The organism is Paenibacillus turicensis (genome assembly GCF_017873435.1).
GTDB lineage: Bacteria > Bacillota > Bacilli > Paenibacillales > Paenibacillaceae > Fontibacillus > Fontibacillus turicensis.
The window spans coordinates 1-14,485 of record NZ_JAGGKG010000032.1; the positions used below are offsets into that span (position 1 = coordinate 1).

At 40.6% G+C, this 14,485-nt stretch carries 14 protein-coding genes; all 14 read right to left on the minus strand.

What is annotated here, in order from left to right:
- Positions 1 to 203: 203 nt before the first annotated feature.
- Entirely contained in the window at positions 204 to 689 is a 486-nt protein-coding gene (locus J2Z32_RS21575; protein WP_210091275.1) for a cell wall elongation regulator TseB-like domain-containing protein, read from the minus strand.
- A 34-nt stretch (positions 690 to 723) separates the two neighbouring features.
- Positions 724 to 2,016, minus strand: a complete 1,293-nt coding sequence (locus tag J2Z32_RS21580) for an amidohydrolase (protein WP_210091276.1) — start codon at positions 2,014 to 2,016, stop codon at positions 724 to 726.
- Positions 2,006 to 2,662 (minus strand): redox-sensing transcriptional repressor Rex, encoded by a 657-nt coding sequence (locus J2Z32_RS21585; protein WP_210091277.1) that lies wholly within the window; start codon positions 2,660 to 2,662, stop codon positions 2,006 to 2,008. The genes J2Z32_RS21580 and J2Z32_RS21585 overlap by 11 nt, the downstream gene beginning before the upstream one ends.
- A gap of 59 nt (positions 2,663 to 2,721) precedes the next feature.
- Complete coding sequence (gene dinG / locus J2Z32_RS21590; protein WP_210091278.1) at positions 2,722 to 5,580, minus strand: ATP-dependent DNA helicase DinG; 2,859 nt, start codon at positions 5,578 to 5,580, stop codon at positions 2,722 to 2,724.
- Between the two features lie 148 nt (positions 5,581 to 5,728).
- Positions 5,729 to 6,370: a hypothetical protein gene (locus J2Z32_RS21595; RefSeq protein WP_210091279.1), complete on the minus strand. Its 642-nt coding sequence runs from the start codon at positions 6,368 to 6,370 to the stop codon at positions 5,729 to 5,731.
- Between the two features lie 125 nt (positions 6,371 to 6,495).
- On the minus strand, positions 6,496 to 6,879 hold the full coding sequence (gene panD, locus J2Z32_RS21600; RefSeq protein ID WP_210091280.1) for an aspartate 1-decarboxylase: 384 nt from the start codon (positions 6,877 to 6,879) through the stop codon (positions 6,496 to 6,498).
- A gap of 3 nt (positions 6,880 to 6,882) precedes the next feature.
- Positions 6,883 to 7,776 carry a pantoate--beta-alanine ligase gene (gene panC / locus J2Z32_RS21605; RefSeq protein WP_210091281.1) on the minus strand — a complete coding sequence of 298 codons (894 nt, stop codon included), beginning with the start codon at positions 7,774 to 7,776 and terminating at the stop codon, positions 6,883 to 6,885.
- Entirely contained in the window at positions 7,773 to 8,639 is an 867-nt protein-coding gene (gene panB / locus J2Z32_RS21610; RefSeq protein WP_210091282.1) for a 3-methyl-2-oxobutanoate hydroxymethyltransferase, read from the minus strand. Before panB ends, panC begins: the two co-directional genes overlap by 4 nt.
- Before the next feature lie 374 nt (positions 8,640 to 9,013).
- Entirely contained in the window at positions 9,014 to 9,976 is a 963-nt protein-coding gene (locus tag J2Z32_RS21615; protein ID WP_210091283.1) for a biotin--[acetyl-CoA-carboxylase] ligase, read from the minus strand.
- On the minus strand, positions 9,966 to 11,240 hold the full coding sequence (locus J2Z32_RS21620; RefSeq protein ID WP_210091284.1) for a CCA tRNA nucleotidyltransferase: 1,275 nt from the start codon (positions 11,238 to 11,240) through the stop codon (positions 9,966 to 9,968). The genes J2Z32_RS21615 and J2Z32_RS21620 overlap by 11 nt, the downstream gene beginning before the upstream one ends.
- A gap of 39 nt (positions 11,241 to 11,279) precedes the next feature.
- Positions 11,280 to 12,428: an N-acetyl-alpha-D-glucosaminyl L-malate synthase BshA gene (bshA, locus tag J2Z32_RS21625; protein ID WP_210091285.1), complete on the minus strand. Its 1,149-nt coding sequence runs from the start codon at positions 12,426 to 12,428 to the stop codon at positions 11,280 to 11,282.
- 56 nt (positions 12,429 to 12,484) lie between these two features.
- Entirely contained in the window at positions 12,485 to 13,186 is a 702-nt protein-coding gene (gene bshB1 / locus J2Z32_RS21630) for a bacillithiol biosynthesis deacetylase BshB1 (protein WP_210091286.1), read from the minus strand.
- Positions 13,183 to 13,605 (minus strand): methylglyoxal synthase, encoded by a 423-nt coding sequence (mgsA, locus tag J2Z32_RS21635; RefSeq protein ID WP_210091287.1) that lies wholly within the window; start codon positions 13,603 to 13,605, stop codon positions 13,183 to 13,185. Before mgsA ends, bshB1 begins: the two co-directional genes overlap by 4 nt.
- Positions 13,606 to 13,619: 14 nt before the next feature.
- Positions 13,620 to 14,426 (minus strand): 4-hydroxy-tetrahydrodipicolinate reductase, encoded by an 807-nt coding sequence (dapB, locus tag J2Z32_RS21640; protein WP_210091288.1) that lies wholly within the window; start codon positions 14,424 to 14,426, stop codon positions 13,620 to 13,622.
- Positions 14,427 to 14,485: the final 59 nt, after the last annotated feature.

The window sequence follows — 14,485 nt, forward strand, 5'->3', positions numbered from 1 at the left end:
GTAGACACCATTATCTTAAGGGAGTGCTCGTTTTATTTCAAAGACCAAATTTAAGGGAATACAGGAATGCTCTTAAAATCAAATTCCATCCATAAATATAATTCAATAATAGGAAGTTGATTTTAACAACAATCGTAAGAACGCTCTGGATCGTAGCTATCATCCTTTAGTCATTGGTCAAGCACTCATTGCTCAAAATATTACTATCGATTAGGCAACGTATATTCATCCGCTAACGGTTTGCCTGTATGAAAATCATAAAAGCGATAAATATAATGATCCTGTTGCTTATAAAATAGTTGCCATACTAGTGTATTGTTAAAAATGCCAGGGACTAACCGTTTTATTTTTGCATTAGGTAACTCTTGATTAATGATGGCGGTAATTGATTCTTCAGACATCCCCTCAGACAATAACCTTTTTTGAGCTTCCTTTCCTTCCTCCAACCATACCATCATGTCTTGTCCTTGATCGTTAGACCCTTGAACCACCCATACGACTTGATCCCAAACTGATTTCCATACCTTATCAGCTTGAACTAGGTTGCTTTCCTGTTTGGCTTTTTCAATTGCTGCAGCCTCGCCACCCCATTTATCTTGCTGAACGTATACATAAAATCGCTGTAGACCAAACAAGACAAGCAGCAAAATGAGAATAGACAGCAATATCCACTTCGTTCTACTCTTCAAAGCCTATTTTCCTCCCTAAGCTTGTAGGATGATGTTAGCTTATACGTTGTAAAGCTGCCTCAGCCTCATAGCAAATTTTCTCCTCATCCATAGTGAGACATTCCTTATGTCTGACTACTTGAACACCATTTACCCATACATGCTCAACGTCCTGTGCACCTGCTGAATAAATGAGATGGGATAAGAGATCACTTTTAGGAACAAAATGAGCTTGCTGTAGTGACAGGGCAATGAAATCTGCCTTTTTTCCCGCACTAAGACTGCCGATATGAGACAGACCTAACGCTTTCGCACCATATTCTGTCCCCATCTTTATTGCCTCTATCGCAGGTACAGCAGTAGGGTCGCCACTAACTCCTTTATGAATTAGAGCAGCCAAGTTCATTTCCTCAAACATATCTAAGTTATTGTTGCTTGCCGCACTATCCGTCCCAAGGGATACATTAACCCCCGCTTCTAGCAACTGTACAACAGGAGCGATACCACTTGCCAGTTTCAGATTACTTCCTGGATTATGGGCAACACTTACCTTATGCGCAGCTAAAAGCTGTATCTCTTCGCTGTTCACATGTACCCCGTGTGCAACTAATGCTGGCCTTGAGAAGAACCCTAGCTGCTGCAAATGCTGGGCAGGTGTAACTCCATAATCCTTAATACATTGCTCTACCTCAAGCCTTGTCTCAGACATATGGGTATGTAGGGAAACATCCAGATCATGAGCAGCTTCCACAAATTTGTGGATTAAAGCAGGAGGACAGGTATACGGAGAATGAGGAGATAACATCGTAGTTATCCGACCATCTGCAGCATGATTCCATTCTTTAGCAAAAGAAACCGCACCCGCAAGCTTATCTAATTGCTCTTGCTCTGAGCACATCCCAAGTACCCCTCTAGTTAAAACTGCACGGATCCCTGCTTGCTCAACAAGTCTGGCTACCTCATCCATGTAAATATACATATCTAAAAAAGTAGTTGTTCCACCTTTAATCATTTCAAGGATAGATAAGGCTGCCCCTGCAGATATCTCTTGCTCACTAAACTTTGCTTCCATTGGCCATATTTTTTGTTGTAGCCAAACTTGAAGAGTTACATCATCACTAAGCCCTCGCAATAACGACATCGGCGAATGACCATGTGTATTTATTAAGCCAGGCATAAATAACAAGCCTGAACCATCCATAATTTGAATCCCTTCTTCAACCTGAGGTCGAATTTCCCCCACATACTTTATCAGGTCATCTTCGATCAACATATAGCCATTTATAATAGGGCAAGTGTGATCTAAAACGAGAAAGGCTCCATTTTCAATCAACCACTTATGACTCATGTGATGCCACATCTTTATCATCTTTATCTTGTAAATAATAAGCTAAGCTTAACAAATCCGTCGTGAAATCGGCGTTATGCACCCGAATGTCAGGAGGTGTTTTTAAAATGACAGGCGCAAAATTTAAAATCGCACGTATTCCCGCAGAAATCAATTCATCTGCGACACGTTGTGCTTCAGAACCGGGAACAGTGATAATGCCAATTTTTACATTGTTTTTTACTATTGTATCCGTTAATTGATCAATCGGCTGCACAACAATATTGTTAATGGATGTGCCTATTTTACCTTCATACGTATCAAATACAGCTACAATTTTCATGTTGTCTTTCAAATAAGCATTATAGTTAGACAAGGCTTGACCTAAATTACCAGCACCAATTAACGCAACATTGATCTGTTGATCAAGATTTAAGATATATCTAATTTTTTCGATTAAGTAGGAAACATCATAGCCAATCCCTTTACGCCCAAAGTCTCCGAAATAAGCTAAATCTTTCCGAATCTGTGCTGGATTTAAATCTAATTTTTGTCCCAATTCCTGTGAAGATACAGTTAACACTTCCTGCATGGTGAGTTGATTAAGGAAGCGTAGGTACACAGGTAATCTACGCACCACTGCATCTGAAATTTTTTCCGATTTCATTTTGTTACCTCCAAAATCAATATCAATATGGCTTATACTTTTTCTCTACTTACTCTGTCCTACTCTTGCTCCATTTCTAGCCACTGAGAAATGCGTGGTGTCATTTGTGCCAATGGCATATGCTCCATCTTGGGTCCTGGCAAGGAATACAAAAAGTGTTTCCCATAATAGGATTCCAAAATACGCGTATCATACACAATCACGATTCCGCGATCCTGTGATGAACGAACCAAACGTCCAAAGCCTTGCTTGAACCTAATCACAGCCTGAGGTACAGATAATTTCATGAATGGATTTTTTTTCTCTCTCTTTAACCGTTCACTTTTGGCTTCAACCATAGGATGGTTAGGTGGCTGAAACGGGAGACGAACGATAGCCAGGCTTGTTAATGCCTCCCCGGGAATATCCACACCTTCCCAGAAGCTATTTGTGCCTAGCAATACAGATGCTGCATCATGCTGGAATCTGCGTGTAAGCTTGTTCCGACTGCCGTTGTCCATACCTTGTCCGAGCACCGTAATTCCTTCATTAGCTAAACGTTCCTTTAACGGGTCATACACCTGTCTTAACATCCGATAGGAGGTAAATAAGACAAGCATACGTCCTTTGGTGGCAACAGCTGCGTCCGCTAAGGAGGTGACAAGGGTGTTAATAAAATGTCCATCGCCAATGCTTCCCTTAAGACTTGGAAAATCGCGAGGGATAACAAGCAGGGACTGATCACGATAATTAAATGGCGATGGTAACATCGATTGTAATAAGCGATGATCCTCCTGCGATTGCTCTAGACCTAGCTGCTCAATCATATATTGAAAGGATTTATCGACAGATAACGTTGCAGAGGTCATAACGACACTTTTCTTTTTGTCAAAAAAGAATGCCTTTAACTGTTCACTCACATCAATCGGTACCGCAAAGATTTGCAGGGAACGACCACGATAATTCCCATTTGCCTCCATCCAATATACGATGTCCTCATTATCAAGCTTAATAAAGGTACGAAGACCATCTCGTTGATTAGCCATATCCTTAAGTAAGCCGCTAATGTCTGTCACCAATGCCTCAATCGCATAATCATCAACCGCGTCCCTAATTTGTGCAAGCATCTTTTCACCTTTACGGACAACATCGCCCATCGTGACATAAATGCTGTTTTCAAGGGCGACAATCTCCTCCCAGCTATCAGGTCTATTGTGGCCTAAAAGACGCAATACGAACTGCCCAGGATCGCCTGGTGCTGCATCATTACGTTCAGGCATGAGTCCAAACAGCATATCGCTTAAACGATCCCAGCTTTCCTTCACATCTAGCAAATCATGGTACATATCGTCCATCACTCGAATCCATTCATTGCTGTTCTCATAATGAGAAGATTGTAGTAGTCCCATTAAGCTTGGGAGTTGCCCTGTTTTACTATCTTTAAACAATCTCATCAGAGTATGCACGATTGTAAAGTATTTCATCTGTAAACCAAGATGCTTTCCAGCAACATCCTCTAGATGATGAGCTTCGTCAACAACAAGTCGCTCATAAGCTGGCAACAGCTGATGACCTGCTTGAATGTCAGTGAACAATTTAGAATGGTTCGTTATGACTACATCTGCAATTCCTGCTTCATGCTTAGCGCGATGATAGTAGCATTTACGGAACCATGGACAGGCACGTCCTAAACAAGAATCAGATTCACTTGCAACTGTTTCCCAGAAGTCAGCACCACGATTACCCATATTTAATTCTTCATCATCCCCTGATTCGGTTCTTGCTAACCATACAATCATCTGAGCTGCAATCAATACGTCATCCTTGGGCGCAACAAAGTCTCTTCTATTTATTTTATGTTCAAATTTTCTCAAACACAAATAATGTTGTCTTCCTTTAAAAATCGCTGCTCGAAATGGAAAAGGAACAACCTTGGATAATAAAGGTACATCACGTTCTCTAAGCTGTTCTTGAAGGTTTATCGTATGTGTACTAATCATGACCTTCTCATCACTTTTTACACTTTGATAAATAGATGGAAGTAAGTACCCTAACGATTTACCCGTACCAGTGCCTGCCTCGATAAGTAAATGCTTATCATCCTGGAATGCCTCATTTACCTTATCAAGCATAAGGGTTTGTGCTTCCCGTTGCTCATATTGGGGTAAGGCTTCTTTTAAAGAACCTGTGACCTGCTCCATAAATTGCTCAAAGCTTACCTCTGCTAAAGGATTTTTCTCCATCAGTGCACGAGGAGGTTCAATATCCATCCAATCCTGAACCTTGAGCGCAAATTGTCTGTAATACGTATAACGTGTATCCTCTTCTTGAAGGCTTTCCTGCTCTCTTTCTGTGAGCACCGCTTCAAAAAACCATCCCAAATCACTATCATCCGCGAATAGATCACACAACCTTTGAATGGTTAGCAGTGGAAGATCCTTAATTTCCTCTAAGCATTTAATAAAAATAAGCGCCGTCGCAAGCGCATCACTATCGGCTTGATGTGGACGGTCATGCTGCACTTCAAATTGCTTCGAGACCATACCAAGCTGATATGACGTTAAAGATGGAAATAATATTTTCAGAAAGTCCATCGTATCAAGAATTCTTCCTGTAAAAGGAAGGTAACCTGTCTTTTCAAGCCCATTTTGTAAAAAGTTAAAGTCAAAAGCGACGTTATGTCCCACAAGAATAACATCGTTTAACAAAGGAACCATCTGCATCATGACCTCATCAAGCTCAGGAGCATCCGACACATCATCTTCTGTAATTCCGGTCAACCCTGTTATAAAGGGGGGAATTGCAACACTTGGCTTCACATAAGAACGATATATATGGGATACGGTGGAATCATGATCTATAATAGCAAGCCCAACCTGAATAATCTCATCTGTGGACTGGTTACCTGTTGTTTCAAAATCCAATACCGCATATTTCATTACAATTTAAGTCCCTTTCATTCCATTTCTATTATCAGCATAACAGAAGATGACCTTCTTGAAAATAACTTGTAAAAATGCACCTTGAAGGCGCAATAAAGCGATGTAATCTGATCCCTTGGACAGTCACATCGCTTTATCACTAATTTTAAGCTAATGGTGAAAATTGATTACTAATAAATAATTGCCCGTTGTTTTGCTGACATGATTTTAGATTTTGAACGGGTTCATCCAGCGTTTCATCATTGTGATGTGCTAATAAAAAGTACTCCTTGGCTTCAGCCATACGTTTATCTGTTGCAGCAATACAGCCTAAAGCATTATAAATAATTGCTCTTGTACGAGGACTCGAGGTCAGCTCAAGTACCTTACCCATATATTCTACAGCTTCATTATAGTGCTGCAAATGCATCGCACACATGCCGAGATACGTGTAAATCAAATCACTTTGAGGAAAATGGCTCTGTAGCTGTAAAAACAACCGATACGCCTGTTCAAACATCAGTAGCTTATAATAACCTTGCGCTTTCACAAAATCAGTTTGCTTCATAATTTCTTCATTAGAAGTTTCCGGATGGGCGTAATTGTTAGATTGTCCACAGTTTTTTTGTAAAACACCTAATTTTTCTTCAAAACTGAGCCATTCCTCAATGATGCCATCACTCATATCCTTTAACAAATTCCACTTGTAATCAAGCTCTTGCTTTTTTACGCCATTGGCCGATGGGTATTTTTGAGATATTTCATCTAATATTTCATTCATTTCAGCAAACATGTGCTCAAACATCATGTGCATCCCCCGCTCTCAACAAGAAATGATGTGAATCAGGTTTTAAGATACCTTCATTTTTTGTTGAAAAGCGCCTTTTCATTCCCACAGGCATTAATTACATACCTGCGCAGTCTGTAAAGCAGTTAGCGAATCGTAGCATGTAGTTCTTGGAATGCTTTTTCAACTGCTACATTGTGCTCGTTGACAAATACAACCGTTGGCTTGTGACTACGAACCTCTTCAGGTGAATATTCCCCATATGAAATGATAATGACGTTATCTCCAGGCTGAACCAATCTTGCAGCAGCACCATTTAAGCAAATTACTCCACTTGCTCTTGGACCAGGAATAACATATGTCTCAAGGCGTGCACCATTGTTATTATTAACAATTTGCACCTTTTCATTTTCCACCAAGTCCGCTTGCTCCATAAGCAATTCATCTATCGTGATACTGCCTACATAGTTAAGATTAGCTTCGGTGACCGTTGCTCTATGAATTTTTGATTTCATCAAAGTGCGATACATGGCTCACAGCCCTTTCTTCGTTAAAATGACATTATCAATTAGCCGAGTGTTTCCAAATTTAACAGCAAGGGCAAGTAAAACATCACCTTGAATTTCACTATATTTTAATTCATCCTCAAGCTCCTCAAGCTCTGGAAATGAGGTTAATGTTACATAATCAATTTTGGCTAATGGTTCTGCGTTAATATGACTTATAACGGAATCCCGTAGCTGACCAATATTAACTGAATTTGAGGAAGATGTTAAGCGCTTAGCAAGCTCTAAGCTTTGAGATAACACTAAAGCCGCTTGTCTTTCATCATCACTTAGATACACATTACGAGAGCTAAGTGCAAGTCCATCCGGCTCACGCACGATTGGGCAAGGCACGATCTTCACATCTAAATTTAAATCGTGAACCATCTGTGTAATAACAGCAAGCTGCTGAGCATCCTTTTGACCAAAATAAGCTACATTTGGTGATACAATATGAAAAAGCTTGCTCACAACCGTTGTTACACCATCAAAATGTCCTGGACGAGAGGCTCCACATAAAAGATCAGTAAGCTGTGACACCTTTACATGTGTTTTAGTTGGTGTTGGATACATTTCCTCAGGTGTTGGCATAAAAACAATATCTACACCCATTTGACCTGCTAATGTCATGTCTGCTTCAAAGTCTCGAGGATATTTATCTAGGTCTTCATTTGCGCCAAATTGAATTGGATTTACAAAAATACTTAACACGACAATGTCATTTTCCTGACGTGCTTGTCGAAGTAAACTTGCATGTCCAGCATGTAGATAACCCATCGTTGGCACAAAACCTACTTGAAGCTGCTTACCGCCCTGTGCTGCCTTAAAAGTGATCTCCTTCAAATGAGAACGTAATGCATTTATTTCTTTCACTAATTTCATTGTTGTGCTCCAGTCTTTGCCCCATACAACTGATCTAATACTTCTTCATTTGCCGCAAAAACGTGATCTTCAGAAGGAAACTCCTTGGTTTTTACTTCTTTTATAAATTCAGTAATGCCCTGCTTCGCAAGCTCACCAAGATCGGCATACGTTTTTACAAATCGTTTTTCTCTATAGCTAGCCGTGTATTTCAACACGTCATGATAAACTAACACTTGGCCATCTACCTTCCGTCCTGCTCCAATACCGATGACAGGAATAGAAATTGCAGCCGAAATCGCAGCAGCAACCTCTTCAGTTACAAGCTCTAATACAATCGCAAATGCGCCTGCTTTCTCTAAAGCTTTTGCATCTTCCATAAGTTGCTTAGCTTCTTCAGGTGTTTTGCCTTGAATACGATAACCACCAATTTGATTCACAGATTGCGGTGTAAGACCAATATGACCAAGCACAGGCACGCCTGCTTTGACAATTGCATTTATCGCAGGTGCAATCTCTGCTCCACCTTCCATTTTAACCGCATGTGCATAACCCTCTTGCATAATCCGGCGCACATTACGAAGTGTCTCATCAATGTTGCCATGATAGGTCATAAACGGCATATCCGTTACGATAAACGTATGCGTAGCCCCTCTTGCAACACTACGACTATGGAACACCATGTCATCAATCGTAATTGGAATTGTGGAGTTATACCCTAACACAACATTAGCTAAAGAATCACCAACTAATATGATATCAATCCCAGCCTCTTCCGCAAGTCGTGCTGAGGGATAATCATATGCTGTGATCATCGAAATCGGATCGCCCGCTTCTTTCATTTTCTTAAGCTTAATAATGTTGAGCATTGGTTTTGTTGCCATTGGTTTGCCATCTCCTTGTTTTTTCATGTAGTCTTCTAATTCTCATGGCTACATAGCAATAAAGTGCCTAATTTCATTTTCCTTAAGATGAGGAGATAAGCACGATATGCTGGATAAGCAACTAAAAAACATGTTGTTATCCATAAAAAAAACCTTTTAGCCATTTTGCTAAAAAGGTCCGATTTCTACAAGAAGAGTCCATCCATCGTCCCTTCTGTCCCGGTCCTCTTCGGCTCTGAGCAGAATCCAACGTGTACGTTCACGCACATGTTAACTACAATCCTTATTTTATAAGTACAGCTCGAATTACGATGCCGTCTTATAGCTACAGTATAGCAAATAACATGTAGACTTGCATCTCTTAATTATTATATTTATATTTCACCTGAGTATACAATTTCAATATTTCCATCAGGCTTCCTTAGCTTAAGTCCCCCTGAACTATCCAATTCCTCTGCTACCCCGATCATTTCACCTTGATACGTTCTTACTGTTATCGTTTTACCTAAGGTTACAGATAATGCCTCCCATAAGTTTGCAATCGTAGAGAAGCCCTGCTCTAAAAAGGAGGTCATTAAAAATTCCATTTCTTTCATCACTGCACCGATAATAACAGCTCGATCATAATTTTGATTACCTTCTATTTTAAGTGAAGTTGCTCGGTGAGATAACTCTTCAGCATAATCCTGTGCCTCCAAATTAACATCAATTCCGATTCCAACGACACAATAACGAATTTTGCCATCTTCACCTGCAGATTCTACTAATATGCCACAGATTTTTTTTCCGTTGATGAGCAAATCGTTAGGCCACTTAATGCCAATTTCTAGACCTGTAATGCTACGAAGTGCCCTACATACTGCGACAGCGGTAAGTAACGTCAACCTTGAAGCATCCGCTAAGGGCAATTCAGGTTTGAGCAATAAACTCATCCATACCCCTTTACCTGATGGAGACATCCATCTACGTCCTTGTCTTCCGCGTCCAAGGGTCTGTTCTTCAGCGATGACAAGTGCACCATTGTCTGCACCTTGGTCTGCCCAAATTCGAATTTCCTCCTGCGTAGAAGTCGTAGTTTCAAGCAGCTTGAGTTGACCACCATATTGACAGCCTTGAAGTGCTTTAACCACATCTAGATGCTTCAGCTTGTCAGGCTGATGGACAAGACGATAACCTTTACGTGATACCGCCTCAAAATCATAACCCTGCTCCCGCAACTTATTAATCTGCTTCCAGACCGCAGTTCGACTAATACCAAGTCGGTTACTAATCTCTTCGCCTGATAAATATTCACCTTGGTGATCCAAAAACATTTGAAGTAATTGATCATATTCCATTTTGTATCACCTCTTTATTTGCCGCGTCGAGCAGCATTTCTTTTTCATTAGAAAGATCACCAACTGCAACTAGATAAGTTACTTTTTTCAAAAACTGACCTAACCAAGGTCCACCTTGTTTTTGCGTTGTCTCTAATACATCCTTACCTGTAATACATAATTCATGTGGAGCATATATTTTGATCTCTTCATGCCAAGCTAGGAGCTGCTCATATCGTCCAGTAGACTGGAGTAATTTTTCACGCTTAAGCCAATCCTCACTACTCTGCTTACCTAACTCTAGCTCTAGCTTGATCCAGCTTCTTCTTTGAGCTTCAAGATCTTGATTTTTAGCGAGTTTTTCATGCCACAGTTCATCAAACAAAATCAACTTACTTGTCCCTTCGGCTTCTTCATTTGAAAACGTCCAAGATTTCATCAGATCTAAGCTTTGTGAAGAAGAATAACCCAAGCCCTGCAATAACAAAGACCAACGGATTAAAGCACAATCAGTAGGTACAATCGGTAACATATTTAATAAATCCTCATTAATGTAACCAGACCAAGACATAGGAGCTTTAAAATAATGATATAACCCACTTCGCTTAATAAGTGCTAATCCATACAGGGGATCAGGTCCTAGCACTACACGAGTTAGTTCTGCACGCACACGTTCAATTGCAATGTATTTAAGCTTAGCTTTCTCAGCAAGTAGTCCAGCCCATAAGCTTTTAACTGGCCTAAAGGAAAAAACCGAGGCAAAACGAACCGCTCTTAACATCCTTAGTGCGTCTTCATCAAACCGCTCAGAAGCGAGACCAACACAACGAAGTGTCTTCGATTCAATATCCTTTGCCCCCCCAAAAGGATCAGTCAGCTCTCCATTTACATCACGCGCAATCGCGTTCATCGTAAAATCCCGACGTTGTAGATCTTCAGTAATGTCGCTCACGAACTGTACTGAGGAAGGTCTACGATGATCGCCATATGTAGATTCAGTACGGAAGGTCGTTACTTCAAAGTGAAATATGTTTTCCATTAATACAGTCACTGTGCCATGCTGTAATCCCGTTGGGATGACATGATCAAATAACGCTATGACCTGTTCAGGTGTAGCGCTGCTCGCTATATCCATATCATGTACAGGTCTTGACATCAATTCATCACGAACACAACCACCTACAAAATAACTAGGGTAACCAGCATCCACTAGCTTTCTAAGCACAAGCTCCCCCTGCGCTTGCATCAGGGGGTCTACTTGAGTCCAACTATTATTTATTGTCATTCATCCTCACTCCTTAGTTAGAAGGTATAGGACAATTTTCTATTGCTGTATTCCTTGTTCTATGCCTAATACACGATAATAAATTTGCTCATATTGACTCATAATGGTTGCACTGCTGAATTCATGCTTAGCACGCTTAATACATGCGGCTTGCATTGCCTTAGCTAATGTATCATTACTTAATAGCTGGCTAGTGTATTCTGCCATCTGCCCTGTGTCTCCGATCGGTGCAAGGAAACCTGTTTCTCCATGCGTTACTAATTCTGGAATGCCTCCTGCTTGACTACCTACCGTTGGGACACCACATGCCATCGCCTCTAATGCAACAAGCCCAAAGCTCTCTTTTTCAGAAGGCAATAATAGTACATCTGCCATTGAAATAACCTGTGCAATATCATCTTGTTTTCCAAGGAAATGAACACGCTCTTCAAGGCCCATCTCTTTGATTTTCCATTGAACCTTAGGAAGATCAGGTCCTTCTCCTACAAAAAGTAGTTTTGAAGGGATTTTTTCATTCACCAGACTAAAAATATCCACAACATCCGCAACCCGTTTCACTGGTCGGAAGTTAGAAATGTGCATCAATACCTTTTCATCGGCGGCAGCAAAATCGTTTCGACACACCTTGGCGTCCCGTGGGAAATAAACATTTTCATCCACAAAGTTATACGTTAAATCGATATCTCTTGTAATATCAAGTGCTTCTCTTGTCTGTTTAATTAAATCGCCTGAGACACTCGTAACCGCATCACTTTGATTTATGGCTAAACGAATTAAATCCTTGATGGATTGATCTTGTCCTAGGACGGTAATATCCGTACCATGCAAGGTGGTAACGACTTTTAAGTCTTCTCCCACCATCTGTTTTGCTAAAAAGGCACACACAGCATGTGGTACAGCGTAATGAACATGCAATATGTCTAGTTTTTCTGTTTTTGCTACTTGTGCCATCTTTGTAGCTAATGAAAGGTCGTAGGGTGGGTAGCGGAATACATAATAATCACTAACCTCAACCTCATGACAAATAATATTTTTATGAAAGCTTCCTAAGCGAAAAGGTACACCATGACAGATGAAATGTACCTCATGCCCCTGTTGAGCCAGCAATTTCCCAAGCTCTGTAGCCACTACACCTGATCCGCCAATCGACGGATAACACGTAATGCCAATTTTTAATTTTGGGGCCATGTACATAAATCCCCCTTCTCGTTTTCATAGTCAAGTAATACCTAATAATTAAATAATCAAACGAAAGCATCAACAACAAACGGAGTTTTGACCGCAAAGCCCTCTGCGTATTGGATTAACTTTCGTTGTCCTAATAATGCATCTCTAGCCTTCACCCGTTCAATGTATCCCTGATTGAGTGGTGTCAATACCACATCATCTTGCGGCGAGGCTTGTCCAAATTGAGAAGCATAACACATCAAGGCTTTTTCCTTTTGCTCATAATACGCTGTTACATCCACTAGCAGATCTGGCGTACGCCAATCATTGATAAAATAATAATATATTTCAGGTGCAGGAATACTAGGAATTTCAGGCATAAACTTGCGTAGCTTAGCATTAAAGACTGCTTCTTCAACTAATTTACTACAAGCGATATGATCGGGATGACGATCCTCCCAGTAAGGTGCAAAAATTACTTTTGGCTTATGCTCACGAATTACTTTCGTAATTTGCTCAATATGCTGAGGGGTGACAAATAAACCTCGATCACTGAGTCCTAGATTGCCACGCCAAGTAATACCTAAGCTTTTTGCTGCTGAAGCCGCCTCCTGCTTACGTAATTCTACGTTTCCATTCGAGGACAATTCAGCTTCCGTTAAATCACAAATGCCGACTTTAGCGCCCAAATGTACCTGCTTTGCAATGACACCTGCCATCCCAATTTCAGCATCATCAGCATGAGCACCAAAAATAAGAATGTCTAATCCATTACTCATGATGACAATCCCGGTTTATTTTGTTCCACCAGCTCACGCCAACCAAATTCTCCACGATCCAGTGCACGCACCAAAATTTCAGCAGATGCCATATTGGTCGCAACAGGAATGCCATGTACATCGCAAAGACGAAGTAATGCCGTAATATCTGGTTCATGTGGCTGAGCGAGTAGCGGATCTCTTAAGAAAATCACTAAATCCATTTCATTTTGAGCAATCATGGAGCCAATTTGTTGATCCCCACCTAATGGACCTGATAAAAAACGATGAATTTTTAAATTTGTACTTTCCATTATGCGAAGGCCGGTGGTTCCTGTTGAATAAAGCTTTTTATCTTTAAAGACATGCTCATACGCAATTACAAAATTTACGATATCTTCTTTTTTGCGATCATGTGCAATAAAAGCAATATTTATCATAGCGATTATCTCCCTTATCCATCAACAAATTGTTCAAAACCATAAACCATGCCTTGGAAGGTGACCACTTTTTTAATGGCCAAATTAACGCCTGGCATATACCCAGCACGTTCATAAGAGTCATGTCTTATTTTTAGTGATTGACCAAATCCCCCAAAAACAACCTCTTGTTGTGCAAACACCCCTGGTAGTCTTACGCTATGGATACGGAAGCCATTGTAATAGCCACCACGAGCACCATCAATGAGTTCTGTTTCCTCAAGCGCCCCTTGGCGAATTTCCTCACGATTTTTTGCAATAAATTCTGCAGTATTAATCGCTGTTCCTGATGGCGCATCTAGCTTGTGATCACCATGGTATTCAATAATTTCGACATGAGGAAAATACTTCGCTGCTTGCGCAGCAAATTTCATCATTAGAATCGCACCAATAGAGAAGTTAGGTGCAATAATGCCTCCGATTCCCTTCTCACGACACTGCTTGTCCAGATCTTCAATTTGCTCTGGTGTAAATCCAGTTGTCCCTACGACAGGAGCCACACCATACTTAACTGACAGCACTGTATTTTTATATGCAGATTGATGCGTTGTAAAATCAACGAGCACATCCGGCTTACTCTCCACTAAAGCTAACTCTAAGTCAGTAGTGACTTTTACCCCACATGGAGACACACCTGCCAATATACCAGCATCTATACCTTCATCTGATAAATTTACGGCGGCTACTAGACAAAGCTCTGCATCTTCTAGCACCATTTTTATTACTTCTTTGCCCATTTTGCCGCCTGCTCCCGCAACAGCAACTCTGATTGTTTCCGCCATAATATCTCCTCACATTCTAAAGTATTGAGTAATTTTGCAACCCTGTACAACTTGCTATT

What these genes read in the sequence shown, in the direction of transcription:
- J2Z32_RS21580 (WP_210091276.1), bottom strand. Translation starts at nt 2,016, where the DNA reads ATGAGTCATAAGTGGTTGATTGAAAATGGAGCCTTTCTCGTTTTAGAT.
- J2Z32_RS21585 (WP_210091277.1), bottom strand. Translation starts at nt 2,662, where the DNA reads ATGAAATCGGAAAAAATTTCAGATGCAGTGGTGCGTAGATTACCTGTG.
- dinG (WP_210091278.1), bottom strand. Translation starts at nt 5,580, where the DNA reads ATGAAATATGCGGTATTGGATTTTGAAACAACAGGTAACCAGTCCACA.
- J2Z32_RS21595 (WP_210091279.1), bottom strand. Translation starts at nt 6,370, where the DNA reads ATGATGTTTGAGCACATGTTTGCTGAAATGAATGAAATATTAGATGAA.
- panD (WP_210091280.1), bottom strand. Translation starts at nt 6,879, where the DNA reads ATGTATCGCACTTTGATGAAATCAAAAATTCATAGAGCAACGGTCACC.
- panC (WP_210091281.1), bottom strand. Translation starts at nt 7,776, where the DNA reads ATGAAATTAGTGAAAGAAATAAATGCATTACGTTCTCATTTGAAGGAG.
- panB (WP_210091282.1), bottom strand. Translation starts at nt 8,639, where the DNA reads ATGGCAACAAAACCAATGCTCAACATTATTAAGCTTAAGAAAATGAAA.
- J2Z32_RS21615 (WP_210091283.1), bottom strand. Translation starts at nt 9,976, where the DNA reads ATGGAATATGATCAATTACTTCAAATGTTTTTGGATCACCAAGGTGAA.
- J2Z32_RS21620 (WP_210091284.1), bottom strand. Translation starts at nt 11,240, where the DNA reads ATGACAATAAATAATAGTTGGACTCAAGTAGACCCCCTGATGCAAGCG.
- bshA (WP_210091285.1), bottom strand. Translation starts at nt 12,428, where the DNA reads ATGGCCCCAAAATTAAAAATTGGCATTACGTGTTATCCGTCGATTGGC.
- bshB1 (WP_210091286.1), bottom strand. Translation starts at nt 13,186, where the DNA reads ATGAGTAATGGATTAGACATTCTTATTTTTGGTGCTCATGCTGATGAT.
- mgsA (WP_210091287.1), bottom strand. Translation starts at nt 13,605, where the DNA reads ATGATAAATATTGCTTTTATTGCACATGATCGCAAAAAAGAAGATATC.
- dapB (WP_210091288.1), bottom strand. Translation starts at nt 14,426, where the DNA reads ATGGCGGAAACAATCAGAGTTGCTGTTGCGGGAGCAGGCGGCAAAATG.